30 protein-coding genes are annotated in these 26,098 nt (G+C 52.0%); 13 read left to right on the forward strand and 17 right to left on the reverse strand.

The genetic code is table 11. From position 1 onward, the window contains the following. Positions 1-180 precede the first annotated feature (180 nt). From KHS78_RS15840 to KHS78_RS15865, 6 genes are all read left to right on the forward strand, one after another. Positions 181-1,488, forward strand: a complete 1,308-nt coding sequence (locus tag KHS78_RS15840; RefSeq protein ID WP_211829446.1) for a hypothetical protein — start codon at positions 181-183, stop codon at positions 1,486-1,488. Positions 1,489-2,006: 518 nt separating this feature from the next. Continuing rightward, on the forward strand, positions 2,007-2,744 hold the full coding sequence (locus tag KHS78_RS15845; protein WP_211829447.1) for a nucleoside recognition domain-containing protein: 738 nt from the start codon (positions 2,007-2,009) through the stop codon (positions 2,742-2,744). Next, entirely contained in the window at positions 2,737-3,201 is a 465-nt protein-coding gene (locus KHS78_RS15850) for a YjiG family protein (RefSeq protein ID WP_211829448.1), read from the forward strand. The genes KHS78_RS15845 and KHS78_RS15850 overlap by 8 nt, the downstream gene beginning before the upstream one ends. 148 nt (positions 3,202-3,349) lie before the next feature. Continuing rightward, positions 3,350-4,105 (forward strand): hypothetical protein, encoded by a 756-nt coding sequence (locus KHS78_RS15855; protein WP_211829449.1) that lies wholly within the window; start codon positions 3,350-3,352, stop codon positions 4,103-4,105. A 135-nt stretch (positions 4,106-4,240) separates the two neighbouring features. Further along, complete coding sequence (locus tag KHS78_RS15860; RefSeq protein WP_211829450.1) at positions 4,241-4,555, forward strand: hypothetical protein; 315 nt, start codon at positions 4,241-4,243, stop codon at positions 4,553-4,555. Between the two features lie 212 nt (positions 4,556-4,767). After that, positions 4,768-5,052, forward strand: a complete 285-nt coding sequence (locus KHS78_RS15865; protein ID WP_211829451.1) for a DUF406 family protein — start codon at positions 4,768-4,770, stop codon at positions 5,050-5,052. 70 nt (positions 5,053-5,122) lie between these two features. On the opposite strand, the gene rluB is transcribed toward KHS78_RS15865, so the two are convergent. The 6 genes from rluB to KHS78_RS15895 all read right to left on the reverse strand — a co-directional run bounded on the left by rluB (position 5,123) and on the right by KHS78_RS15895 (position 10,824). Further along, the gene (gene rluB / locus KHS78_RS15870) at positions 5,123-6,013 is read right to left on the reverse strand and encodes a 23S rRNA pseudouridine(2605) synthase RluB (RefSeq protein WP_211829452.1); all 891 of its coding nucleotides are present in this window, start codon (positions 6,011-6,013) and stop codon (positions 5,123-5,125) included. 85 nt (positions 6,014-6,098) lie between these two features. Next, positions 6,099-7,052: an SMC-Scp complex subunit ScpB gene (gene scpB, locus KHS78_RS15875; RefSeq protein WP_211829453.1), complete on the reverse strand. Its 954-nt coding sequence runs from the start codon at positions 7,050-7,052 to the stop codon at positions 6,099-6,101. Beyond that, entirely contained in the window at positions 7,049-7,912 is an 864-nt protein-coding gene (locus KHS78_RS15880) for a segregation and condensation protein A (protein ID WP_211829454.1), read from the reverse strand. Before KHS78_RS15880 ends, scpB begins: the two co-directional genes overlap by 4 nt. Positions 7,913-7,921: 9 nt before the next feature. Further along, the gene (locus KHS78_RS15885; protein ID WP_211829455.1) at positions 7,922-9,136 is read right to left on the reverse strand and encodes a tryptophan--tRNA ligase; all 1,215 of its coding nucleotides are present in this window, start codon (positions 9,134-9,136) and stop codon (positions 7,922-7,924) included. Between the two features lie 103 nt (positions 9,137-9,239). Then, entirely contained in the window at positions 9,240-9,863 is a 624-nt protein-coding gene (locus KHS78_RS15890) for an L-threonylcarbamoyladenylate synthase (protein WP_211829456.1), read from the reverse strand. Positions 9,864-9,909: 46 nt separating this feature from the next. Further along, entirely contained in the window at positions 9,910-10,824 is a 915-nt protein-coding gene (locus KHS78_RS15895) for a PHP domain-containing protein (protein WP_211829457.1), read from the reverse strand. A 128-nt stretch (positions 10,825-10,952) separates the two neighbouring features. On the opposite strand from KHS78_RS15895, the gene KHS78_RS15900 reads away from it, so the two are divergent. The 4 genes from KHS78_RS15900 to KHS78_RS15915 all read left to right on the forward strand — a co-directional run bounded on the left by KHS78_RS15900 (position 10,953) and on the right by KHS78_RS15915 (position 13,057). Then, on the forward strand, positions 10,953-11,540 hold the full coding sequence (locus tag KHS78_RS15900) for a septation protein A (RefSeq protein WP_211829458.1): 588 nt from the start codon (positions 10,953-10,955) through the stop codon (positions 11,538-11,540). 61 nt (positions 11,541-11,601) lie between these two features. After that, positions 11,602-11,898 (forward strand): YciI family protein, encoded by a 297-nt coding sequence (locus KHS78_RS15905; protein ID WP_211829459.1) that lies wholly within the window; start codon positions 11,602-11,604, stop codon positions 11,896-11,898. 130 nt (positions 11,899-12,028) lie between these two features. Beyond that, positions 12,029-12,700, forward strand: coding sequence for a TIGR04211 family SH3 domain-containing protein (locus KHS78_RS15910; protein ID WP_211829460.1), 672 nt, complete (start codon positions 12,029-12,031; stop codon positions 12,698-12,700). Positions 12,701-12,832: 132 nt separating this feature from the next. Then, on the forward strand, positions 12,833-13,057 hold the full coding sequence (locus KHS78_RS15915; protein ID WP_211829461.1) for a DUF2061 domain-containing protein: 225 nt from the start codon (positions 12,833-12,835) through the stop codon (positions 13,055-13,057). A gap of 196 nt (positions 13,058-13,253) precedes the next feature. On the opposite strand, the gene KHS78_RS15920 is transcribed toward KHS78_RS15915, so the two are convergent. Both KHS78_RS15920 and tusA read right to left on the reverse strand, forming a co-directional pair. Beyond that, complete coding sequence (locus KHS78_RS15920) at positions 13,254-13,529, reverse strand: Rdx family protein (RefSeq protein ID WP_211829462.1); 276 nt, start codon at positions 13,527-13,529, stop codon at positions 13,254-13,256. A 60-nt stretch (positions 13,530-13,589) separates the two neighbouring features. After that, entirely contained in the window at positions 13,590-13,859 is a 270-nt protein-coding gene (tusA, locus tag KHS78_RS15925; protein ID WP_211829463.1) for a sulfurtransferase TusA, read from the reverse strand. 154 nt (positions 13,860-14,013) lie between these two features. Between tusA and KHS78_RS15930 the strand changes: the two genes are divergently transcribed. Next, complete coding sequence (locus KHS78_RS15930; protein ID WP_211829464.1) at positions 14,014-14,295, forward strand: antibiotic biosynthesis monooxygenase family protein; 282 nt, start codon at positions 14,014-14,016, stop codon at positions 14,293-14,295. Here KHS78_RS15930 and KHS78_RS15935 read toward each other — a convergent pair. The 7 genes from KHS78_RS15935 to KHS78_RS15965 form a co-directional block, all read right to left on the reverse strand. Continuing rightward, positions 14,276-15,616, reverse strand: a complete 1,341-nt coding sequence (locus KHS78_RS15935) for an MATE family efflux transporter (RefSeq protein ID WP_246506558.1) — start codon at positions 15,614-15,616, stop codon at positions 14,276-14,278. The two genes, KHS78_RS15930 and KHS78_RS15935, sit on opposite strands and share 20 nt — an antisense overlap. Before the next feature lie 117 nt (positions 15,617-15,733). After that, positions 15,734-18,046, reverse strand: coding sequence for a DUF6160 family protein (locus KHS78_RS15940; RefSeq protein ID WP_211829465.1), 2,313 nt, complete (start codon positions 18,044-18,046; stop codon positions 15,734-15,736). Between the two features lie 48 nt (positions 18,047-18,094). Further along, positions 18,095-18,673, reverse strand: a complete 579-nt coding sequence (locus KHS78_RS15945; RefSeq protein ID WP_211829466.1) for a hypothetical protein — start codon at positions 18,671-18,673, stop codon at positions 18,095-18,097. Then, complete coding sequence (locus KHS78_RS15950; RefSeq protein WP_211829467.1) at positions 18,660-19,634, reverse strand: hypothetical protein; 975 nt, start codon at positions 19,632-19,634, stop codon at positions 18,660-18,662. The genes KHS78_RS15945 and KHS78_RS15950 overlap by 14 nt, the downstream gene beginning before the upstream one ends. 11 nt (positions 19,635-19,645) lie before the next feature. Continuing rightward, a complete protein-coding gene (locus tag KHS78_RS15955) occupies positions 19,646-20,689 on the reverse strand; it encodes a hypothetical protein (RefSeq protein ID WP_211829468.1) in 1,044 nt (347 codons plus the stop codon). 130 nt (positions 20,690-20,819) lie between these two features. After that, the gene (rlmM, locus tag KHS78_RS15960; protein ID WP_246506560.1) at positions 20,820-21,890 is read right to left on the reverse strand and encodes a 23S rRNA (cytidine(2498)-2'-O)-methyltransferase RlmM; all 1,071 of its coding nucleotides are present in this window, start codon (positions 21,888-21,890) and stop codon (positions 20,820-20,822) included. A 42-nt stretch (positions 21,891-21,932) separates the two neighbouring features. Further along, complete coding sequence (locus tag KHS78_RS15965; protein WP_343216924.1) at positions 21,933-22,577, reverse strand: alpha/beta fold hydrolase; 645 nt, start codon at positions 22,575-22,577, stop codon at positions 21,933-21,935. Between the two features lie 94 nt (positions 22,578-22,671). Between KHS78_RS15965 and KHS78_RS15970 the strand changes: the two genes are divergently transcribed. Next, on the forward strand, positions 22,672-23,595 hold the full coding sequence (locus tag KHS78_RS15970) for a Dyp-type peroxidase (RefSeq protein ID WP_211829469.1): 924 nt from the start codon (positions 22,672-22,674) through the stop codon (positions 23,593-23,595). Positions 23,596-23,663: 68 nt separating this feature from the next. Here KHS78_RS15970 and KHS78_RS15975 read toward each other — a convergent pair whose 3' ends face one another. Continuing rightward, positions 23,664-24,752: a mechanosensitive ion channel family protein gene (locus KHS78_RS15975; protein WP_211829470.1), complete on the reverse strand. Its 1,089-nt coding sequence runs from the start codon at positions 24,750-24,752 to the stop codon at positions 23,664-23,666. A 142-nt stretch (positions 24,753-24,894) separates the two neighbouring features. Beyond that, positions 24,895-25,377, reverse strand: a complete 483-nt coding sequence (locus KHS78_RS15980) for a hypothetical protein (RefSeq protein ID WP_211829471.1) — start codon at positions 25,375-25,377, stop codon at positions 24,895-24,897. A gap of 309 nt (positions 25,378-25,686) precedes the next feature. Between KHS78_RS15980 and KHS78_RS15985 the strand changes: the two genes are divergently transcribed. After that, positions 25,687-25,974: a hypothetical protein gene (locus KHS78_RS15985; RefSeq protein WP_211829472.1), complete on the forward strand. Its 288-nt coding sequence runs from the start codon at positions 25,687-25,689 to the stop codon at positions 25,972-25,974. The last annotated feature ends 124 nt before the right edge of the window (positions 25,975-26,098 follow it).

The following is a 26,098-nucleotide window of genomic DNA, read 5'->3' on the forward strand; positions in this document are numbered from 1 at the left end:
TACTTCAGATTGACAAAGCCCTTTGTAACCTGATCTGGCGGATTTGCCAAGACCGCTAACAAAGCAGAGGGAAGCTCACGCAACATCGTTCAGTTTTTGAACTATGCAGAAAGCATTTACTCTAATTCTCGCAACGTTATTCATTGCAAAAATAAATCAGTAATTAAGGAGTAATAATGTATGGAATCTCCCAGCACTCATCGCAAGCAAACTTTGCCCCAGGCCTCCTTCTTCCCTGCCCATCAGCCAGAAACATTACCGAAAACGGGCATCAGGACTGCCAACCCAGAACAATCATATCTAACCGGAGAAACATTGCATTCCAGTGTTTCTCTAAAACCTGAAGCACAACGCACTATAATGATTAGCCATCCAGACACACTTGGCCCCGTCATTCAGGTTCAGGACTCTAGCACCGCCAGCGACATGCCTGACATTGCAGCATTCAAACTAAGAAAAATCGATGAGACCTTAATATCCCAACTTAACGCACTCAAACAACATAAAGAAAACACTGCTCAAGTATTCCGTGAAATAAATCACCTCCTGCAATCAGCAAGCAACAAAGAGTCAACAAGGTCAATTCTTGAATCTGCCTGTTGTCAGTTACAAATGACACCTTGTTTTAGGTCTTGTTTTAATACACCGTTTTTTCAAGCTGACGTCGGTTTCAACGCATGCTGCTCCGCGCTAAACCCTGAAAAATTAACCCAGCTAAAATCGTTATTACAAACAAAAATAACAACCGTGCCCTGCCAATCTGAAACACATGAAGCCATTACCAGAACATTAGACCTTCTGAATGCTATTGAGCAAGACACTCTGCCTGAAAAATTCCCATCCCAAAAGATGTTAAAACTCTGCAAAGAACAATGGAAATGGTACGAATTACTTACAGCCCGGCCAACACTGCAATGTATAGAAACCGATTTGCCTCTACGGATTATGGCAAGATCTACAGTAGCAATGGACAAGAATCTTATTGAAAAATTCGCAGAACACCTGAGATCAAATCCCTTACCGCCCTTTATCCTTGAAATTCATGCAGGCAAGGGTTTACTCGCTGATGAATTGCATAACAAAGGCATTGCCATCGTTGCAACTGATGCATGCATTTCAGCCATACTCCAAGCGAATAAGATCAAAACAACTTATTTCGCCCTTGACATTGACGCGATCAAACTCTTTAAAGAACAACTTCAACGCCTGAATGAACAACAAATTCTGCATTGCCCATACATACTCTGCTGCGCTCCTGGTGGGGGGATGCCGCAGCTTACCGGCCTTTTACTAGACGCTCTGGATGACATAGAAAACCTAAAAATAATCATTATTGGAAAAAAGCATCTCGACCAATATAGCAGCAACCCAAAGCTCTCAGGCATAACAGGCAGGGATCTAACCGAGGCTCTGGAATACATCGGCAAAGGCATGGAAATAGACAAAATTTATGAATATCAAAAAATAGTCCCCGTCATTCACTCCTGAATAGTTGAATTCCACTAAAACCGCCAACTCAACTACCGGGGATTCCACTGATGAAGCAGTCGAATTCCTGGTAGCTGAGAAACGCGAAGTTATTGCACGTATTCTCAAACTTTCAAAAAACACTTTGTGTCAATGCTGAGTGCTGAGTGCTGAGTGCTGAGTGCTGAGTGCTGAGTGCTGAGTGCTGAGTGCTGAGTGCTGAGTGCTGAGTGCTGAGTGCTGACCTAAAATCAACGCATGAACGGCGTCAAGGGGCAGCTCCGGATTGAGTCAAAAACAAACAGCAGCCAATAACAGGCTTGACACAAGTCAACAGCAACTTGATGTCTTTTTATTATCATCCCCCACCTGCAGCCAGCCTGCCCCGTTGCCCGACGATCCGATGTATCTCACCACCTGGACCGCCTGACCGGCTGCAGTGACAGAGACCAAGGTTCGCCCGTGCAGCAGGTACCAGGCCCATATTCCCTCTTGAATATCCCGGCTGACCCGTATTGATCTACACAGGGTAATCGTTAATGAGTAACACTGAGGGCTCTCAGGACAAGGTGTCATGGGGCGGCTACGTCGCACTGGCATTCGCTGTCGTTTTCTTTTCCGGATTGATGAAATCCAACGAGTGGTGGGGAGTCTTCGACTTCACAACCCTGAACGGATCGTTTGGCAAGCTGGTATCTGGCGTATCTGAAAATGCCGAAGGCGTGGTGACCACTGCGGGCTCCACCTTCCGCGGTGCCGGTGGCAGTGGCGCCCGGGATGGTTTCATGTTTGCCCTGAGTCTTGTGCCAACAGTCATGTTCGCACTGGCCATGGTCAACATTCTTGAGCACTATGGTGCCCTTAAGGCCGCCCGTCGTCTGATGACCCCACTGCTCAAGCCGCTAATGGGTATTCCCGGCAATACCGGTCTGGCATTGATCGCCAGCCTGCAGAGCACCGATGCCGGCGCGTCCATGACCAAGTCCCTGATCGATAACAAGGACCTGACCGCCAAAGAAGCTGACGTGTTCACAGCCTTCCAATTCTCGGCAGGTGCAATGATCGTCAACTTCTTCAGTTCCGGTGCCATTTTGTTCACCCTGACTGACGCCAACGGGGAGCTTGCGGTTCCCGCGTCCATCGGTCTCTGCTTCATGGTCATGCTGGTATTTAAAGTCTTTGGCGCCAACCTGATGCGTCTGTACATCACCCTGACCGAAGGCAAGAAGAAACCCACTGATCACACGAACATCAAGGGAGACGTCGCTCATGGCTGAACAGGCTAAGAAACCGATGATTACTGACGTCTTCGTCGAAGGCGCACGCAAGGGCTGGGGCATCGCCACGTCCAGCACCATCCCCAATATCATGATGGCTTTTGTCATCATCAAGGCCCTGAACGTGACCAGCGCCATGGAACTGATGGGCGCGCTGTTTGGCCCTGTCATGGCGCTGGTAGGCCTTCCTGGCGAGGCCGCGGCTGTACTCATGGGCGCCTTCATGTCCATGGGCGGTGGGATAGGCGTAGCAGTCGGCCTGTTTTCCGATGGCATCCTGAACGGTACTCATTTGGCCATCCTGGCACCAGCGATCTACCTGATGGGTTCATTGATCCAGTATGCAGGCCGGATTCTTGGCGTTATCGGCACCGACGCTCGCCGATTTCCCATTCTCTTTGCCATCTGCCTGATTAATGCATTTCTTTCCATGTTCGTCATGAATATCCTTGTTTAACAAATAGTTAGAGCAGTTTCAGGAGTCATTCAGCACTCCTGAAACCTCATATTCTCATGGCTCTATGAGATTCAAACTCGAACTATAACGCCTGCCTACGGTCCATATATATAACGAGAAGTAAAACAGATTCTAAAGAAGCAGTGACATGGCATATACATTGAGCTTTGATCGATCTACACATCCCATTGACGTGACGAAAACGCCAAATTTAAAAACACACAGCTCACGCTCGTTCGGAAGGCGCATCGTATCGGCCACTCTGGTCATTGTACCCCATATACTCATGCACATTGTCCTATCAGCAGCTTCAGGGTTCGAAATAGCCGTAAGTACTCCGATAATTAAGCTCGGCCAACTGGGGCATGATCTTGGTGGTAACAACAAGATTGCTAGCGCAATTTTTTGCGGTATTGGTTATTTTGCCGGGTTTCTCGTCAGTATTGCAGCAGCACTACCGGGGTTAATGATCGGTGCAGTCGCAGGCATAGGCATAGGCATTTATCAACTTCGTATTGCCTTGCCAAAAAGCCATGATGAAGGTGTGCTCCCAGCCCTGAAAGAAGGATATGATTCCTATAACATGGAAAAAAGAAAAACAGCGATTGCCGTAGGAATCGCAGTTGCCACTTTGCTTATCGCATCAAGCCTCATCCTATTAGCCGGCATGGTTGGTGGCCCTCCTCTAGCTGGTCTTGTGGCGATATTCGAAGCTCCCGCTTTTTTAGCCAGCCTGACAATCCTGACGCAGGCTTTTACACACAGTACGGATTCAGAAGATTCCAATTTGCAAGAACAAGACCACACTGACCCGCTCTTACTCCCAGAATCTGAGCAGCCAGCTGAATACCACGTTTCTGTCAGTGATCTTTGTCCCAAATTGCGATCTCTGACTCTACGTTAGAATTTTGTCACTCAATTAAACGTTACAGCCTTTTCAAAAGCTATTCCTGATTCTGAACTAAACTAGGAGTGAGCTAAAGCTTTAAGAAAACATGCAAACTGCAGTCTAATTGCATAGCTGTACAGGGATGTAAAGATGTTCTGGAAAGCGCTTCTGTCCGCATTGTTGTTCATACCTCTCATTGCTTTTTCTGATGAGAAGAATCCTGAGCACCCTTACAGCTATCATGCTGAATATTCAGCGGCAGCCCATCGCATTGATGATTATGGCAACCTCTGCCTGCATAACATTTCACTGAGCAACACGGTCTGCCGATACTTTCGGGACGAATACAGCAATATGCTGGAACGGCTTGATGCGATGCCGGATCACCTGATACAGGATTTCAGTGACCCTTTAGTGGAATGGAAAAACCTGTACGGTGCTCTGCAGAATGTAGCGTCAGAGTAAATCTTAACGCAGAAAGCTGCCGCACACGTCAACACACTCCTGCCTTACGGTATTGCTAAATCTGTAGCCATTTCTACCAATCCGACCAGCCCCTGGAATGTAATACGATACAAGACTCATCAGTCTTCAGGTGTTTCGTTGATCCAGGTCATGCACTGCCCAGAAACAGACCCTCTAGACTGCCACCCTGAATGTGATAGATCGGAAACACCATGACTGAAGTAAACACCACCGCCTGCAACTGCATGGATATCGGCACCCTGATCCAGGAAGAAGATACCGCCACGGAACTGACCATCAAAGCCGGCAGTCAGCAAGAGGCGGAAGCAAGGCTGGTCAAGCTGCAGACGCTGGCACAGAGTATTGAAAGCGATCCCTGCACCGTCAGCACTCACATCACCCAGGCAGACCTGGAAACCTGCATTCAGGCACGCTTTGATTTTGTCTGTGCTGCAGAGAAGTTGATCTTCGAGATGCGGGCAGCCGCCTACCTTTGATCATTGACACTGTCTTGATAGAGGTCATACTGCCGCATGGCATAAGCGGCAGTATGATTTTATAAAGCCGTTAGCGAACGCCGGATGCGGCCCTGGGATTGCGGTTTTTCTTTCGCGCCACGGGCGCAATACGCTTACCCTGCAAGCGTTTCATTCGCACTGCCTCTTCACGACTGCTGTTGACATTCACGGGAACCGAATCCAATCCTACCAATGCCGCAAGCGCATCCACTGTCGTCTGATCGAGCTCTACCCACTGCCCCTGCTTCAGGTGATCAGGAATAATGACACTACCATAACGCACCCGTTTCAACCGGTTAACCGCCAGCTCCTGGGATTCCCACAACCGACGCACCTCCCGGTTACGCCCTTCTAGCAGGCAGACATGAAACCAGTGATTTCTACCCTCGCCCCCACTATCGACAATATCAGTGAATCGGGCCAGGCCATCTTCCAGCTCTACACCACGAAACATATTACTGATATTGTCCTGGGAGACATCTCCGAATACACGCACGGCATATTCACGCTCAATCTGGTGAGAAGGATGCATCAGGCGATTAGCCAGTTCGCCGTCCGTTGTGAACAGCAGCAAACCGGACGTATTGATATCCAGCCGGCCAACATTGACCCAGCGTTCACCTTTCAGCTTGGGTAAACGGTCAAACACCGTCGGGCGATTATCCGTTCCCTGGCGCGTACACACCTCGCCTTCCAGTTTGTTATAGGCCAATACACGACGCGTTTGCGTCGTCTGGCATTTCACCTGGCGGCCATCCACACGGATATCCTCCGCACCGAATACACGCACACCCAGCGTCGCCTTATCACCATTGACGGTGACACGGCCATTCGCAATCCAGCCTTCAATTTCACGCCGTGAGCCCAGCCCCTGGCGAGCCAGCAACTTCTGCAGGCGCTCACCTTCAACAGGTGACTCGATCTCTTTGATATCTGTCATAATCATTACTGCTGTCAAAAACAAGACCGGGGTTCCGGCATCAGGCCGAAAACCCCGGTCAATTTTCTTTCATGGTTAATAGGTGTCAGTCCCGCAGATCAGCAATGGAAGAAGAGTCTTCTTCATCCTGCTCTGGCTCATCAAATGACTGAATTTCATCACCGCTGTCGTGTGTATCATAGGTTATCTCAACACGAACTGCTTCATCGGTTTCAATCCCTTCAGCATCGTTACGCACATCATCCTGATCGCGGGGGTTAAAATCGGTGAAGGTGGTCTTCAGGCCATCTTCAAGATCATCCAACTCGGCAAATAACCGCACAACGTTTTGCTCGCTTTCTTCCTGAAACTGCTGGGCCACTGCCACCAGGGATTCGGGCTTACTTGCCTGTTCAGTGCTGACGGATTCTTCAGAGCCACCGCCTTCCGTATCCAGCCCCTGCAATGCCTGCTGTACGGTTTCAGGCAGCGCTGCAACATCACCCTCCAGCGAAGCGGCCATTGCATCCAGGTTGCGGATTTCACTGAGCGGTGGCAATTCATCAAGATTCTGCAGATTGAAGTAATCCAGAAACTGCCGTGTCGTTGCAAACATCGCCGGTCGGCCAGGCACATCGCGATGGCCCACAATACGCACCCAGTCCCGTTCCTGCAAGGTACGCATGATATTGGAACTGACGCTGACACCGCGGATATCTTCGATTTCACCCCGGGTGATCGGCTGCCGATAGGCAACCAGCGCCAGGGTTTCCAGCATCGCCCGGGTGTAACGCTGGGGTTTTTCTTCCCAGAGCCGCCCGACCCACGGACTCAGCGCCTGACGCACCTGGAAGCGCCAACCACTGGCCACTTCCTTCAATTCGAACCCCCGCCCCTCACAATCGGCGGCAATGGCTTCCAGCGCCGCCTTGAGGGTGGGCTTGTCCGGACGCTTATGCTCATCAAACAACTGGGCAAGCTGCTCCAGATTCATGGGCTTACCTGCCGCCAGCAGGGCGCCTTCCAGAATCAGCTTTACCGATGGCTCTTCGTTACTCATTCCGTGCGTGCCTTGACATGAATGGGACCAAAGGGCTCGGTCTGAACCAGCTCGACCAGAGATTCTTTTATTAATTCCATAATAGCCAAAAATGTGACAACCACACCCAATCGCCCTTCCGACACGGTAAAGAGGGCAACAAACGGGGTAAAACCATCCGAACGCAGTTGGCTTAATACCTGGGCCATCCGTTCGCGGGTGGAGAGTGCTTCGCGCTCAATATGATGGTCTTCAAACATATCAGCCCTGCCCAGCACTTCCGATAACGCCAGCAAGACTTCACGAAGGTCCACATCCGGATGAATCTTCTGCGCCTCCAGCCTGGGTGGCTCTGCGCTGGCCAGGTAAAAATCCCGCCCCTGACGCGGGAGACTACCCAGGTCTTCCGCGGCAACCTTGAAGCGCTCATATTCCTGCAGGCGACGAATCAATTCAGCCCGGGGATCCTCTTCTTCATCATCGACCTGCGTCTGGCGAGGCAACAGCATACGGGATTTGATTTCCGCCAGCGTTGCCGCCATCACCAAGTATTCTGCCGCCAGCTCAAACTGGTTCGCCTGCATCAGCTCCACATAACTCATGTATTGCCGGGTAATATCCGCCACCGGCATTTCCAGAATATCGACGTTATTACGTTTGATCAGGTAGAGCAGAAGATCCAGCGGCCCCTCGAAGGCTTCCAGAAAGACTTCCAGGGCTTCCGGCGGAATATACAGATCATCCGGCAGCTTGCTGAGAACCTCGCCACGGAAAACCGCCAGACGCACACTTTGCTCAAGCGCACCTTCGACGGTTTCTGCGGGCGTTTCCGTCACAGGTTCATCCGGTGTCGCCGATTGATCAATAATGTCCGCATCCATACTCATATCCTAACGGTAAGCCAGTCCCATAGCCTCGCGTACATCCTTGAGGGTATCCTGCGCTTCATCACGGGCGCGCTCGTTCCCTTCGGCAATAATGCCCTGAACTTCATCCAGGTTGTCTTCCAGATCTGCAATCCTGAGGCGAATCGGCTCGACCTCACTGATCACCTGTTCAATGACCGGCTGTTTGCAATCAACACAACCAATCCCTGCATTGCGGCAACCGGACTGCACCCATTCACGGGTTTTCTCATCAGAATAGGCTTTATGGAAATTCCATACCGGACAATGTTCCGGCTCACCCGGATCATTGCGCCGAACCCGGGCAGGATCGGTCGGCATACGACGAATTTTTTCCGCCACCGTATCGCTGTCATCACGGAGGCCGAGGGTGTTACCGCAGGACTTCGACATTTTCTGGCCGTCCAGTCCCGGCATCTTCGCCATGGGCGTCAACAGAGCCTGAGCCTCAGGCAGAATCATCTTGCCGGTCCCTTCAAGATAACCCAGCAGGCGTTCCTGGTCACCCAGTGTGATATTCTGCTGCTCTTTCAACAATGCCTGAGCGGTTTCCAACGCCTCATGATCGCCGTTTTCAAGGTACGCCTTGCGAAGACTGCGATACATTTTACCCTGCTTGCGCCCCATCTTGCCGATAGCCTGCTCTGCGATGGTTTCAAACCCCGGCTCCCGCCCGTAAATATGATTGAAACGCCGCGCAATTTCCCGGGTAATTTCAACATGGGCTTCCTGGTCAGCGCCAACCGGCACCAGCCCGGCGCGGTAGATGAGAATATCCGCACTCTGCAGCAACGGGTATCCCAGAAAACCATAGGTTGACAGATCCCGCTCACGCAGTTTTTCCTGCTGATCTTTATAGCTGGGCACACGCTCCAGCCATGACAAAGGTGTCATCATGGATAAGAGGAGATGCAACTCCGCATGTTCCGGCACCTTTGACTGAACAAACAGCGTGGCCTGCCCGGGATTGACGCCCACCGCCAGCCAGTCCACCACCATTTCCAGCACATGGCTCTCGATATCACCAGGATTGTCGTAGTGCGTTGTCAGGGCGTGCCAGTCCGCCACAAAAAAGAAGCAGTCATACTGATGCTGAAGGGTCAGCCAGCTTTTCAACACACCGTGATAATGGCCGAGGTGCAGCTGTCCGGTCGGCCGCATGCCTGATAATACCCGCGAACCGGGGTCTGTGGCGCTCAAGAGGATCTCCAGGAAGTCCGTTTTTTTCAGTCAGTTCTAATAACGTCAGAGTGTATCCGGTTTTGAAAGTTCCGGGTATGCCGGAACGCCGCAGAACAGGGCGTCAGTCCACCAGCTCTGTTGTATCTTCCTTGCCATGACGCAGGATCTCCGGTGTCTCCTCCACCAGGCTGACCACGCTGGTCGCCTCCATGCCGCAAAAGCCGCCATCAATGACCAGATCAACCTGATGCTCCAGCACCTGCCGGATTTCATAGGGATCAATCATGGGATAATCATCCCCCGGCAGGATCAGTGTAGTGCTGACCAGCGGCTCCCCCAGCTCGGCCAGCAATGCCTGGGCAATGGCGCTGTCCGGCACCCGGATACCGATGGTACGACGCTTGGGATGCAGCACCAGCCTCGGCACCTGGCTGGTCGCCTTCAGGATGAAGGTCCAGGCCCCCGGGGTCTTGCTTTTCAGAAAGCGGTACGCACTGTTTTCCACCTTGGCATAGTTCGCCAATTCGGACAGGTCACGACAGACCAGCGTAAAGTTATGCCGGTCCGATAGCTGCCGGATGCGACGAATGCGCTCAATGGCTTTTTTTTCCCCGATACGGCAACCCAGGGCATAGGCGGAATCCGTGGGGTACACAATGACGCCACCGGAGCGCACGATATCAACGGCCTGACGAATCAGGCGTGCCTGGGGATTGTCTGGGTGAATCTGAAAAAACTGGCTCACGGCTAGGCTTCAATCATTGGAAGGTGAACCGCGATTATATGCCAACTCAGGAGGCAACCGGTAAGACTCTGTCATCAAAAAGTTCCCAGACCGGCTGGCAGCCCTCAGGAATCGGTCCCAGTCGGCCCAGCTCAATCCGGTCTGACCAGGGACCATGGAAGTCGCTACCCAGCGAGGCTGCCAAATGGTATTTACCGCACAACTGGGCCAATTTGTCTCGCTCACCCCATGGCTGCAGACAACCGACCACTTCCATGGCAAGACCGCCCGCTTTGGCAAAATCTTCAACCAGTGCCTGTAACTTCATCCCACTCAGCTTGTACTTTCCAGGATGCGCCAGTACCGGTACACCGCCCCAGCTGCGAATCCAGTCAACCACCGTTGTGATGTGAGGCCAGTGGGACTTTGCGTTACCCATGTGCTTGTTACCAAGGTATTTCTTGAACGCCGCCTCACGGTGAGGGACGATCTCTTCCTGCACCATCCAGTCGGCAAAATGGGGGCGACCTATTTGCAGCGCATCGGGACCGGGCACAAAATCGGTACCACTGGCAAGCTGGGCATCTCTGGCCAACGCCATTGCGCCGGCCAGGATCTGGTCTGCCGTAATGCCCGGCAGCCGCTTAGCCACCTTTTCAGCAATTCGCTCACAACGCTGCCTGCGGGCCTGATGCTGACGCATCAGACACTCATCAACGCCCGGCTCGGACAGCTGAAACCCCAACCCAACCACATGAATTTCCAGGTTTCCCCAGAGGCAGGATAGCTCTGTACCTGCAACCAGCGTTAATCCGGGATCCTCATCCAGAGACAGCAGATGCCTGACACCGTCCACCGTGTCATGATCTGTCACTGCCAGCAGATCCACCCCCTGTTCCCGGGCGCGAGCCAGCAGCTGCCCCGGTGAAAGCACACCGTCCGAGGCGGTAGTATGACAATGCAGGTCAGCACGACTATACATCTGTGTTCTTTATCCTGACGAAGACACCCAGTAAACTAGATCTTTTGATCCAACCTTGCCGCTACAAGTTCAACAACGTAGCAGCAATGCATGGTAACAGACCAGAAACAGGACGAGCCAATTCACCTATGAAGCAGTTTATCGATTTCCTGCCATTGCTGATTTTTTTCATTGTCTACAAGATTGATCCCCGCCCCGTCAGCCTGGCAGGCCATGAATTTGAGTTCGGTGGTATCTTCAGCGCCACCATGATGCTGATTGTTGCCACGGTCATTGTCTATGGCCTGCTCTACCTGAAGCAGAAAAGCCTGGAAAAGAGCCAGCTGATCACACTCGTTGCCGTATTGCTGTTTGGTTCGCTGACCCTGGCGTTCCATGAAGAGGCCTACCTGAAATGGAAGGCGCCCATCGTGAACTGGATATTCGGCCTGGCGTTCCTGGCCAGCCAGTTCATTGGTCAGAAGCCGCTGATCCGACGCATGCTGGATCATGCCATGAGCCTGCCCGATGCCATCTGGACACGCCTCAACACCAGCTGGGCCATATTCTTTATTCTGCTGGGTGCAGCAAACCTCTACGTGGCCTTTACCTTTGAGACCATCTGGGTAGATTTCAAGGTATTCGGCAGCCTCGGCCTGACGTTTGCCTTTGTGATCATCCAGTTTCTCTTTCTGGCCCGCTATATCAAACAGGAAGACACGGACAAGACCACCTGACACAAACGCCAGCCTTTCCTGAACAACGAAAGCTGCCGCCCTGTGTTAACCGGAGTACACGATGTATTACGCCATTATCAGTGAAGATATTGAAAACAGCCTGGCGCTGCGCAAGACAGCACGACCGGCTCACCTCGCCCGGCTGGAAGCCCTGCGCGCCGAAGGCCGCCTGCTGACAGCAGGGCCACACCCAGCTATTGATGCAGCCGAACCAGGCGATGCCGGTTTCACCGGCAGCCTGGTCATCGCTGAATTCGACAGCCTTGAGGCCGCGCAGGCCTGGGCTGACGCCGACCCTTATATTGAAGCGGGCGTCTACGCACAAGTGACCGTAAAACCGTTCAAGGTCGTTTTGTAAGCAGACCCTGCGCCAAGCCACTGCAGCAGTAAAGCCGCAGCACGTATTATCACTATCGACGTGTTGTGGTTTTACTGCCCAGATTTATGTCATAGTTCCAACTTTTGGCAGCCCGATAGAGAGCACAGCCTTGAAAAGACTGATTCCTTTTTTAATGGCCATCATGACCGCCAGCGTCGTTCAGGCCGAAACCCGATACATCTCCGATACCCTGTATGTCCCCCTTCGGGCCGGTCCCGGAAACGAGTACCGGATTCTTCACCGTGGTCTAAAAACCGGTACGGCATTGGAAATCCTCGAAGAAGCGAGCGCCGATAATGGTGAAGAGTACGCCAAGGTTCGTACCCGTACCGGTAACGAAGGCTATATCCCTGTTCAATACTTGCTGAAAGAAGAACCCGCCAAAGACCAGCTGGAACGGATTCAGAAAGAAAACGGGAAACTGGTGTCACAAGACACCGAATACCGTAAGCAGCTGGGCGCGTTTGAAACCAGCAACCGGGAACTGACGGACAAGCTCAACAGCAGCACCCAGAAAGTCCGAAAGCTGGAACAGGAGCTGACCCGTATTCGGGAAGTGTCCGCCAACAGCCTGGAAATCGACAACCGCAACAAGACACTGGTCGTGAACAATGAGCAGCTGAAAGCACAACTCAATACCCTGCAGGTGGAAAACCAGCAACTCTCGGATAGCACGCATCAGCGCTGGTACCTCTATGGCGCCCTGACCCTGCTGATCGGTGTTCTGCTTGGCCTGTTTGGGCCATTACTGAAACCCAAAAAGAAATCCAGCTGGATCTGATACCGCTTGACATATGGGCTGGCTCACCCAGCCCATTAAAAACCCTAATGGGTTCGATAGGATAGATTAACTTAATCAGACAAATAAGAATCAATATCATTTATCCAATCCCTGAATAACGAGATTGGCCCCATGACCAAGACCCTCACGTTTGCTGCCATCCATTTTTTTATTGGTTTCACTATTGTCTATCTTCTGACAGGAAGCCTTGCGATTGGTGGACTCGTCGCTTTGATCGAACCGACCTGCAATACCGTAGCCTATTTTTTCCATGAAAAGATCTGGAATTATTTCAGGTTAAAAAGAGCAAAGAATACGCGCACGGGGTTCTATCCCACCGCAATGCAGGCACAATAATTATCGAGAGATTGATTTGATTGAATTATCACGTCAGGAAAAAAGACTGCTTGATCGAGATTCCTATCTCGCTTCATCAACCTTATTAAACCTGACAGAAAAAACGCCGCCGATCATGACTATGCGAGCGACGGCCAGAAAGGAGCAGACACTATGTCATTGCCCCTTTCACAATAAGCAGGTCTTTTTTGCTTTGTTATTTATCACTATGTCCAAGATCTCGATGAGGATCCACACAATCCCTGACACGCTGTTTCAATATTTTTGCTTCGGGAAACCCGCCATCGGCTTTACGTTCCCAGACCAGATGACCATCCACATCAATCTGGAAAATGCCACCGGTCCCGGGAATTAAACGGACTTCACCCAAATCAGTAGTAAACGTACTCAGCAGTTCCTGGGCCAACCAGGCGGAACGCAATAACCATTGACACTGAGAACAATATTGAATACTGACAACCGGACGCTGCATCGCACCTTCCCCCTACGATTTATCTCTGGCTACAAGCCTTATGGCCGAGAATGGTTGCGATCAGGATTCACCGCCACCCTTGCGGATGTAATAGTAAAACTTTTTCTCCCGCGCTTCATTGCCAATCAGCTCATGGGACAGAAAGGCGCAGAACTTGGGAATATCCCGCTGGGTTGACGGATCAGTGGCAATCACTTCCACCACATCCCCTTCGCCCATATCCCGCACCTTGCCATGCAGCATCATGACCGGCTCCGGGCAGATCAGGCCAGTGGTATCAAGAACATGGTCAATCACCAGGTCAGTCGGGGCAATGCTTGATTCAATCATTCGTATCCATCAACAGCATCTGTCATCACACGGTCACAGTGTCGCGACACACTGGATGAGCAGTCAATCATTAAACACCGGTGCATACATGAACCGGTCATACTAAGATAAAAATACAGGTTATCAGTCCGTACAGAAACAGGGAAAGCGGCTCATGATCAAAGTCATTATTGATCGCACCATCGCCGAAGGATTCGGCCCCCATTACGACGACATACTCCAGCAGTCGACCCCTCTGGTCGAAAAAGCTCCGGGCTTTCTCGGCTGTGAGTCACTGAAAGACTGCAACAACCCCAACCACCGGGTCACCTTCAGTCTCTGGGACAACGAGCACACCTGGCGGCAATGGCTCAGATCCGAACACCGCAAGGCGTTGCAGGCAAAACTGGACCCCATGCTCGTCTTCGATGAGAAAATCACCGTACTGAAGCGCTGACCGGTTCCCCCAGTGTGCGGCAGTAGTTCCGGTACACCGGGACAAACACTGCCGCCATGCCGACACTTCTTGCCGCCATAAACAACGTAAAGGCAAACCACAGGCCGTGATTACCGGATTCACGGGTCAGGTACCAGGCCGGAATAAAGATCAAGCCTGTCGACAGTACCATCAGGTTCTGCATCAGACCGGTCTTGCCCATACCAATATAGACACCGTCCAGCCAGAAGCAGAGTACCCCTACCAGCGGCATGGCGATCAGCCAGGGAAGGTATTCGGCGGCCATCTTATCAAGTCCGTCAATATCCGTCAGCAGACCCAGGATATTCTGCCCAAATAGCAGGAATACCAGAAAACAGCCGAACGCCATGATGACCGAACAGACGCCTGTCGCCATGACGACCGACTGGAACGTTGACCGGTTGCGCTGACCACAGGCTTTCCCCACTAGCGCTTCCGCCGCAAAGGCAAAACCATCCAGGGCATTGGAAATCAGCATCAGGAAGTTAAGCAACAGTGCGTTGGCTGCCAGGGTATCATCCCCTAACCGTGAACCCCATGCCGTGAATGTCGCAAAGGTGAACAATAGACAGAGCGTTCTGACGAACAACTGCCGGTTGACCAGCAACAAACTCTGCATGGCATCAAAACGGATCACCTCACGGAAGCGGAAGCAGCCGGGCAATGTCCTTAGCTGTCCTGCGACCAGGTAAAGACCCAGCATCAGTGTGCTGTAATCGGCCACAACCGTCGCCAGCGCCACACCGCCCGTTTTCATACCCAGGCCCAGTACCAGAAACAGGTCCAGCACGATATTGATGGCATTGGCAAAGGTCAGCAGAATCAGCGGCGCCCGCGCCATCTGCACACCCAGCAACCACCCCAGGATGGCATAATTCGCGAGTACCGCAGGTGCAGAGAGAGAACGTGTCAGGAAATAGGTTTCCAGCTCAGACGTAATCAGCGGCCCTGGCTGATAAAAAGGAATCGCTGCAGAAAGAATTGGGCGCGCCAGCAGTATCAAGATAAAACCAATCCCCCCCGCCAGCACCAGGGACTGAACCAGAATATCGCGGACTCTCTGGCTATCGTCTTCACCAGACGCTTTCGCCACCAGCCCCGTGGTTCCCATCCGCAGAAAACCGAACGCCCAGAAGACAAACGTAAACAGACTGGCGCCAATCGCAACCGCGCCAAGATACGTCGTAGACGGCAAATGCCCAAGGACCGCGGAATCCACCAGCCCCAGCATCGGTACGGTAATATTGGAAAGAGTGACCGGCCAGGCAAAGTGCCAGACCCGACGATAACTGACGTTCAAGGAGCCCCCGAAACCGTTAACTGCGTGTTATCGCCGCCATACTAAAGAAGCACTAACAATATGCAATCCGTCTTTTATGCAGGCAGGTTCTGAAAAGCGAACCTGCAAATGCCCTGCTCAGGGCACCGGCGTCGCAATCATATTGGCCTGAACCCGCATGTTATAAAGATTGGCTTCACGCATGATCGGATTCTGGCCGACATTGATGCCATCAAGGCGCAGGTGTTGCGCCTGACTCATGGCGTTAACAGCAAAACCCAGCTGATCACTGCTGTTGTTCTGTACGTCAATGTTCAAGGTTGTCTGCAGGCCATAGCCATCACCGGACACATTGTCCGGATCCGTTTCCAGGCCAACAAACTCCAGATAACGATCATCATCCGCCGTGTTCTCATCGCCACTGTCCGCCGTCCAGCGGATAGCATTTTGCCCATTACCATCCGCAGCAAGGTATTCATTCTTCAGGAAAACCGTAACGCCCTGATTGCCGCGCGTGGGATCACCACCACTGGCCAGAGCAAGGGTTGAGCGAATATTGCTGTCAATTCTCAGCCCCCCGAGACTGGTCGAGCCCCCCAGTACTGCCGCATGACCAATATGAACATTGCCAATCGCCTTATAGCCATAATTCAGGCTGCGGATCACCACCGCCTTGCGAGCCAGAGACCACAACCTGCCACTGTCATCCAATAGCTGCATATTGACGTCGGCCGGCTGGTCTTCCACATCAAACGTCATATTGCGTACATGGCTGACCAGCGTGGCATCCGACGACCAGATCCCACAACCCTGCCCGCAACCCGTACGGTCATAGTCAATCAACAGACCACCGGTCGCGCCATTGATCACAAAGTCAGCATTGATCGTGAGACCCTGGCCGGATGCCCCACCCCCACTGAGGTAGAGCGCACCATCCAGCTCCGAAAATGAAAGCGCCTGATACAATCCCAGCGCATACAGTAATTCCACACCTCCCTGCCGTTCCTGGCTCAGTACGGATTCATCAGGCAACGCCGATTGATCCGAGACATATAATCCCTTGAATTGATACCCCCCCTGAAAATCCTCCAGACCAATACGGATACCGTCAGCAAGATAACCATTCGCAGCAGACACAACATCCACAGCCGCCGTTCCCTGAACAGCAGCCGTCAGCCCGGTTAACCAGACATAATTACCATCATCGGCATAGCGGATATTACCGTCCGTCAGTGTCCAGTCCACGTCCATAGTGACACCACTGGCGCCATCCGCACCTCCGGCATACAGCTTCAACAGACTGGGGCCAAACTGCGTCTGACCGTAGATTTCACCAAGGCTGGTTGCATCACTGCCAATGTAGAGGTTGTCAGCACCAAAGGTGACATCCATCCCGGTAAATCCGAGTTGAAGATAATCTCCCCTACCGCCTGAAACACGATTTTTGACCAGATCCAACGTAATACCGGGCGAAGCCAGCCGACCATAAAAATCCGCCAGTCCCAAGTATGGGTTGGATGTATCCGAACTATCACCATCAAAATAGTAAAGGGAATACGTATGGGAGGTATCCACAGCACTGAGACATTCATCGGCACAGTTGATCCTGAGATCCGGCACCAATGTCATCCCCGTGCCGGGATTGGCACCACCGGGTCGTATATCCAGAATACCTGCCAGACCAAACGCCCCGGAAAGCGCACCCACACTGTCACTGAGACCGCCACTGGTTGTGGTATGCCGGATACCTTCCACTGAAAATGTCGAATACAGGTCATTCATGGCTATACGGATAAAATCACCGCTACCGTCTTCCAGCACAACAAAATCAAGCCCGGCATCACTGCCTCTGGCATTCAGTTCCATTGCAACACCTTCCAGATGCAACGCACCATCCCCCGTATCCCTGTAAATAACGGTGCCATCCTTGAACTGCAGACCGCCTTTCAAACGAAGACCCGGGCCTGTCGCAGAAAGCGCCAAATCGGCATCCAGGGCATAGTCAAACTGCCATCCCCCAAACCCTTTGCCGGAATACGATTGATTGTCTTCATACGACGACGCGAGCCTGACCTCATCAACCGTCAGACGTCGGTGGTTTTGGCGAATGCCAATGTTCAACCCCGTCTCCTCGGTGACATCAATCTCGACCACCGTATTCAAATCAGGATCCGAGCCATTGATTTTGTCGACGGTGATGCCATCAAGTGAGAGGCTACTGCCCGCCACCTGATCAGCAGCGCTCCATGTCAGCTGATCAATGCTGACCGCTGGCGCAGATGTCACACTATCCGTCTGAGTGATCTCGATAGTGATGCCCGACTGCCCGGTTACTGCCGACATGCCATCGTCGTCCAGTGCCCGGAGTTCAGCCGAAACGGGTTTGATACCACTGACTGTCAGCAGCAACAGTATGCACCCTGTGAATAACACGTCCTGTCGTTGTGTCATGCTTACGCTTTCTTTTGTTATTGTTCGATTCAACGTTCAGGCAGACCACTAATCGGTTGGGAATATCAGAATATTGCCCCTGCCAATCACATCACCATCAATCTGCAGTGAATAAATGTTGGTTTGGTTCGCCGTTGACTCCGGGCCATCGGCAGTTGCCACCGTAAAATTCAGATCGCTGTATCGCAGAACATTGCTCATTTTGACGGCAATAACCGATTGGGTCTCACCGGCATTGTTATCACGTTCTTCAACACGAATTTCCAACGGCTGGCCACCGGGTACCGACTCACCAAACTCAATGCCGCCTTTCAGGTTATCCAGCACAAACCAGCCCCCCTCCTCGGTGGCCTGCAGGGTAAAGCGGGCTCCACAGCGCCCGTCGTTCACTGAACATTTCGCTTCACCATTGTCCAGAATGACCGAACCATCAGGGTTACGCTCAACATCCCAAAGCGGCCCACCGGCAGTGTTCAGATCAAAGGAACCCGACAATGCCAGTCCACTCTGCCCATCCATTGCACTGAGGGTTTCTTCGGAGAGCGGCACCATTTCAGCATACAGGGGCAGTGTCGCCATGATCGCCATTAAACCAGGCAGTGGCTTTAGCCAGTCAGGGAAGGTCATGGGATGTCATCTGCAAGTATTGGATTCGAATGCCTTCAAGGGATGAAGACCCGAGATTGACGCCACCCATCGGTACCGCCCCCGCTGAAGGACGACTGCCGCCGGCCGTCAGGTTATCAATGGTGATACTGGACTTCGGCAGTTCCTGATAATAGCGGTCAATCGTCTGCTGTCGGTAATCAGCTGAGGATGTATCCAGGTTATAACGGTTGTCGTTGACCGCCTTATTGATACCTTCTCCGACGGCTGGTGCACTGATCTGAAACTGTCCGTCCGGCGTAACACTGAAATTGACCGGCTGCACATCGCTGTAGCCCAAGTTAAGATCCGCCCGGATACCTGTAATGTAAACGGTGTGATCATCGCGGGTCGCCTGATCAGGACAGTTGATCGTATTATCGCAGGTATTGATATCCAGTGTATCTGCCGACACCTTGATACGCGCATCACCTACCGTTTCATTGCCGTCTCCCCATAAGCGCAGGACGCTGTCGTCCATATCAAAACCGGTGGCGTCAACATCAAGGGTATCAACACGCCCCCCCGTTACCGTGAACTGGTATTTCACCCCGATATCGGCAGACGATGAAGGCAACGCACTCTCAGGAAAACGTAACGCAAGCGCCTGGTAAGGCCCCAATTGTTCGATATCCAGACTGATAGGATTATCCAATGATCCTATATTGGCCGAAACATCATTGGCACCCTGATGACTGCCGGCACCTTTGATATAAAGTTCCTTCACCTCAATTTTGTCAGTACCGCCAATATCGGTAATAGTGACCGTGGCGCTGGAAGCATCATAAATAAAATCTTCCAGTGCGATACCGATACCCCGTGCGTCCACAGAAGCCAGATCATCATCAGCTAATGGCTCAACGTCCGCATTGACATAAAACGACCATAATGAGCCAATGAGCAATCCAATGAGAATGGACTGCCTGTTCCTGTTTATGAGCATCCTTTTCTCCATCAGCAACCCACCATGGCCGAGCCGGCACAGGTATCCTTGGATGCCGTACCATTAAAAGCTTCATTGAAATCAACGACAATAGAGGGCGTACCATCGGTTTCCGGGATATTCATAAAGGCTCCCAGCACCGTATTGATGGTTTTGGCCGGATCTTCCAGATCACGCCAGGCCACGCCATCTTCAAACTGAACGGAGATGAACATGCCCTTGGCAGCGCCATCAATAGAGGCAAGATCCGGTAACTCTGACGCAGTCGGATTGGCAACGTTTTCCTGGCCAATATAGAGCGCTTTATAATCCGACAACGCAAAACACGTCGCCAGACCTGTAACTTCACAATCGTCGGACCCAAACAGTCCCAACAGTGCATCCGTCCAGCCACCGCCGCCACCGGAAACATGGTCCAGCGTCTGGCCATTTTCCATACCGACGTGTGTTGCCCTGACAGGATCGGCTTCGCCGCTTTCCGTCACCAACTGTGCGTTAGCACGTAGTACTGTGCTATCGGTGACACCTGCGATACCAAGCAAAAACTTTTGCCAGCCATTGGCTTTATCCAGGATGGGTTCAGCCGTACCTTCAATCAAAACCGGCACATTACCGGTCAATGTATTAATGGTACCGCCGAGATCGCCTTTGGCCTCGTTGAAACCAATCCGGAAACCCACCATCTTGTCACCTTCATAGGCAAACTCGAGATAGGGATCCTTGATATAGAAAGGCACCACATTGCCATTGTCGTCGACAGTGCCCAGGGAGAAGTGATCAATATCGATATCCGCAGACCCTGCCACTTCACCAGCACGGTCATACTGCCCAAGGGTTAATTTATCGATATTGGTTTGGGTGGCAACGCTGACCCCGAGGTTGACCCGGGTATACTCCGTGCTGCCAATCTGATCAGTTTCCATCTTGATGAACGCCTGCCCGGTAATATCAGACAACTCATCATCCTGAATAGGCGCCAGTGCTGCGTGCAAAACCGCTGCATACATGGATAGCAGAAGGAACCAGATCGCATGAACTGCGCTCTGTGATTTCATGATTATTGCTTGCCGTTCTTATTGTTATTGTTAACTGCCCGCTCACAATAACGACTCCGTCACAGTTTCGCAATCAACCAAAACCAAAAAAATCCTTTACTATCATAAAGTTAGAACCATGGTACATGTACTATAGTTCTAACTTTGCGTGTACGGTCACTTCCTCACGATCATGGTAAAGCTGCTTTATATTGAGCGAACAACGCCGTTCTGCCTCAGCCATGCGTGACTGAATCTTGTCTACCGCGGCTTCCACCGCACTAAAACGCTGCTTCATGGGGAGCTTCAGATTAAAGATCGCCTCACGACACCAGCCATTGACCAACCAATCGGCCATTCGACCCGCTGTACGTGAGGGTTTATCGACAATATCGCAGACCATCCAGTCAACCGGCTTGGCGGGCTGGAACATAAATCCGTCTTCCTGCAGATGCTTGACCAGTCCGGACTCCATCAGATCGCGATGCATGGGACCATTATCCACCGCCGTCACAAACATATGGCGATTGACCAGCTGCCAGGTCCACCCGCCAGGCGCCGCCCCCAGGTCAACCGCTTTCATGCCCGGCGCGAGTCGGGTATCCCATTCGTCCCGCGGCACAAAGACATGAAATGCCTCTTCCAGCTTCAGGGTCGAACGACTGGGAGCTTCTTTCGGAAACTTCAGCCGTGGGATACCCATGGGCCAGGGGCTGTTATTCCCGGGGCGGGAAATACCTGCGTAAAGGTTACAGGAGTCAATAAAAAAGAGATGCAGACAGGGTTTACGGGAATCCTCGGTTTTGGTCAGAAGTCCTGCCTTGCGTAATCCCTGCCGCAGGGGATGGGCAAACTTACGACAGAATACCGAAAGTTCCTTGGCATCGTTGGTATCCGCAGTCTCCAGACGGACTTCACCGCACTGTGGAAAATCGGCCAGCACCGCTGTCAACGCTCCCACCCGATCCTTCATTGGAAGATCCGCAATCATTTCACCAGCGGCCACCCACTGCCTGGTAAAAACCAGTCCTGAGAAACGCTGTTTCTTCTGAATCTGCAAGGCACCGTCAGGCTCGTGGGAAATAAACGTAACATACCCGGCATTTTCGCGGGTCTTCACATAACCAAAAATACCCAGCCGGGCGGAGACAGACTGGATCTCATTGGCGCAGTCAGACTCGAAACCCGGGCGGCAGTAAAGCAGAAGATGATTCAATGACATGTCAGAAACAGCGGCTTTAGCGTCCAGAAAAGGCGCCACAGCCTACTGGCTTCGAATAAATTCAGCAACCTTTTCCGCGGCCATTACCAGGTGTTCATCATGGGTATGACCAGACGCCTTGCGTGGCTTCAGGTCATGATTGCCATCCGGCAACCATTGAATATCGAGCTGGCGGGGCAATCCATAACCCTGAACCGTTTCCCGGTTGCCCATGGCGTCACGGTCACCCTGGATAATGCGAAGCGGCACAGGGAATACCATCAAATGCTCAATACGTGGTTTGTCCATTTTGCCCGGTGCATGAAACGGGTAACCCAGACAAACGACACCAGACAAATCTGTTTCAGACATCTCTGCTGCCAGCAGGGTTGCCATCCGTCCCCCCATGGACTTGCCGCCGATAAAAACATTTTCGACACCAGCCGTCTCCCTGACCAGAGCAATCACATCTCGCCAGGCTTGCAACAGCACCGGTTGACGATCAGGCGGCCGCTTTTTCCCGGTTTTACGGCGCTCCTGCATGTAGGGAAACTCAAACCGGACGACACAAATCCTCTGCTCTGCCAGGCGTTCCGCCATGGTATTCATAAAATCACTGTCCATCGCAGCCCCGGCGCCATGGGCCAGAATCAAAACCGGTGACTGACCATCGGCCTCGCCATTCCAGATCCAGTCGGTTTTTTTCACTTTTTTGAACTCCTGTTGAGCCGCGACAATTCAATGACCGGTGGAATCAGGTAAAGTATTGGACTTTCGTCTCTTAAAGTTGCGGATTGCGCGAATGACAACACCCCAAACAGGCATTTTGCCGGAAGCCAACACCAACGCTACCTTCATCACCCTGCTGATTAACAATGACGCTGACAGCATCGCGACCATCCGTCGCACTGTAGCGGCTATCCCCGCGATGACGGCCGAGATGGCGACACAGCAGCCTGACAGCCAACTGGTCAGCACGGTCAGCTTCGGCGCCCATGCCTGGGATACCCTGTTTCCTGAAGCCCCTCGCCCGGAACTTCTGGCGCCTTTCAAAGCCCATAAACACGGCCTGCGTCAGGCACCGTCCACACCGGGAGATATCCTCGTGCATATCCGCTCCGAGGGCAAGGATGTCAACTTTGACCTGAGCCGTCAGATCATGGGTGAACTGGGCGACAGCGTATTGGTTGAGGAAGAAGTCCACGGTTTCCGCTACCGGGATTCCCGTGACATGACCGGCTTTGTCGATGGCACTGAAAACCCTCAGGGCGACGGTCGTGCGGAGGTGGCACTGATCAGCGATGAAGACCAGGCGTTTACCGGCGGTAGCTATATCAACTGCCAGCGCTACATCCATAACATGGGTGATTGGGAAGCCACACCGGTTGACCAGCAGGAACAGATCATCGGCCGCACCAAGACCGATAATATTGAATTCACCAGCGAGCAGAAGGCGCCGACCGCGCATATCAAGCGGGTCAGCATCAAGGAAAACGGCAAAAGCCTGGAAATTCTGCGCCACAGCCTGCCTTACGGTGATAGCAGTGAATGCGGTCTGTTCTTCATTGCCTATGGTAAAAGCCCAAAACCATTTGACCTGATGCTAGAGCAGATGATTCACGCAGACGGCCATGGTCATTACGATCACCTGATGAACTACACCCAGGCCGTGACCGGTTGCGCCTTTTTTGCCCCTTCAATCACCTTTCTCGAAAGTTTGCAGTGATAAATAATGAAAAAGCCGCAATTGATACTGCGGCTTTTTCATGCCAGGAAAACAAACCGTTGCCTCTTTTATTCTGGAAGCATTGGCTTTTCAGTCATTAAACCTTCAATCGTTCGAGTGGGAAAAGCAAAATCAGCACCAGCCTGGTGAACAAACTGGCCAGCTTTCAATAAGACCTGCTGTTTAATGGCACGATACTCAACCAATGCCGTCGTTCGGGTAAAACAATCAATTAACAGATCAATGGTCGATTCGCCATATTGACTGAATGACACCTGCAAGATTCTACGATCATCAATACCGGGATGCTGCTTGAGATAATCTTCAATCTCAGTAGCAATGATTTCCAGTTTATTAAGGTCATCATAACGAAGGCCAATCGTCACCTGAATTCGCCGGTTATCCATCCGGGAAAAGTTCTCTACCGCATGACTGGTAAACAGGGAGTTGGGAACATACACCGGTTTACGGTCCGGTGTTCGAATACGGGTCTGCCGCCAGCCAATAGCCTCCACCGCACCTTCAACGGAACCATTAACAAACCGAATACGCTCCCCGATATGGAAAGGCCGGTCCAGATGGAGCATCAATCCGCCAAATACGTTGGCCAGCATATCCTTCGCAGCCAAACCAATGGCGATACCGCCGATGCCACCAAAGGCAAGAATACTGGCGATACTGTAACCGTGGGTCTGGAGAATCACTAAAAAGGTAATAATCACAATCGCCAGCTGCGCCATACGTACACCGGCCTCAACAACACCGGCACGGGCAAGCTGGCTGTCTATCGGCACACTGACTCTTAGCTGCCTAACAAAACCCAGCAGAAACCAGGCAATCAACAGGATCACGACCGTTCGACGGAAAGTTCTGACGGCATCCAACAACGGAATTGGCCAGGCGTGGTTGATAATCTGGAGGATCCAGGTAATGCCGACAATCCAGATTAACCAACGGGCGGGCGATCGGGCTGCCAGGAGCATGGCGCTGTCCCAGCCAACCCGTGAGCGGGCAAACCGTTTCTCAAGCGCGCCAAACAGGCGATGGACATACCAGCCAGCAAATCCCATCAGCAACAGGACAGCGACAATCTGCCCTATCCAGAAGGTTTGCTCACTGAGACTGCCCCAGAAATTATAATAATCCGGCCATTGCATTCATTCGCACCCGCAGCAATCAATCAAGGCTTAACCTGAAATATAGCTGCCTGGTGGAAAAGGGAATATTTGCCGTTATTGTATTCGTTAATGATCTTTCAGGATTCAACGAATCGAATCCGACGCTGACGATTAATTACCCTTAACCGAACTGACCTAATGCATCAGCCAGTTGTTTATCAACATCATTAAATTTGGGGCTACTCTTTTTCTCGTCCGCTGCCTTGTTGCCACGATACGGCTGACGCTTGCCATGGTGATGAGACCGACGGCGCTGCGGCTTCTGCTCCCACACCGGAGAGATTTCAGCCTGTTCTCCCGCAGGGGCAATGCGCAACAAACGCTCCAGGCCACTGATATCCGAAAGTGACAACGAATGTCCCTGACGGTTTCGGTAACCATTCATAATGCGTTTGACATCATCAGCTAATCCCAGTCGCTTGGTAGCGAACATCAGGGAAATCAAAGCGGACTCAGCATCTTCAACAACAACCATCGATCCGGCGAGATTAATTTCAAAACTCTTTTTATCCCGGGCATCAATATAAAACTGATAAGGGCCGATCTCGTTCAAGCTGGATAGAAGATGTCTGACAAAACGAAAATCCAGTTCTGCGTGTTTCATTTATCTCACGAATTATCAAGACTCGTGCACATAATATCCATGACAAGGGGGCGATGGCAATTAAAAACGGGTGAATTTATACGGTTTCACGCCCTGTTGAAGTGCCAGAATCAGCATTCATCTCTCGGTGACAACGTAATTCCCTCACAAATAACCGGTATATTACCGAACAATCCCCCTTTATTTGATAGATGAAGAAGCCTGGCGGATACCGGCACACTACTTTTCCGAGGCGATATCAAACGAACCCGCCATGATGAGGCAGAAGTCACACAGCTCGGGATCTGGCGTAAATTCCAGAAACCGTCGGTGATTGAATCGCTGTCGGTCCGGGAGAGTCTGGAGCTGGCGCTGTTAGGCCGCCGCTCTCCCTTTACATCACAGCTTCATCCCCTAGACACCGCTGATACACAACGCATCGAAGAAGTCCAGAATCTGATCCGGCTGAAAATCGGCATACGGTTATTACAGCAAACAGAGCTTCTGCTAGTCGATACGCCATCGGTAGACATAACGAACGAGGGATCCTTCCGGACGGCGAGCCTGTTGAAAACCATCACTGGGGTGGGGACTTATCCGGTGACCAGCAGCAATTAGCGATGTGCCGGGCACTGACCTGCCGGCCAGAACTACTCATTCCGGGTGAGCCCACGGAAGGTATTCAGCCATACATCATCAAGGGCATTCAGTCTGTCATTACCCTTTAAGGGGTAGAGGCAAC

Source organism: Kistimonas asteriae (assembly GCF_018263925.1).
Taxonomy (GTDB): domain Bacteria; phylum Pseudomonadota; class Gammaproteobacteria; order Pseudomonadales; family Endozoicomonadaceae; genus Kistimonas; species Kistimonas asteriae.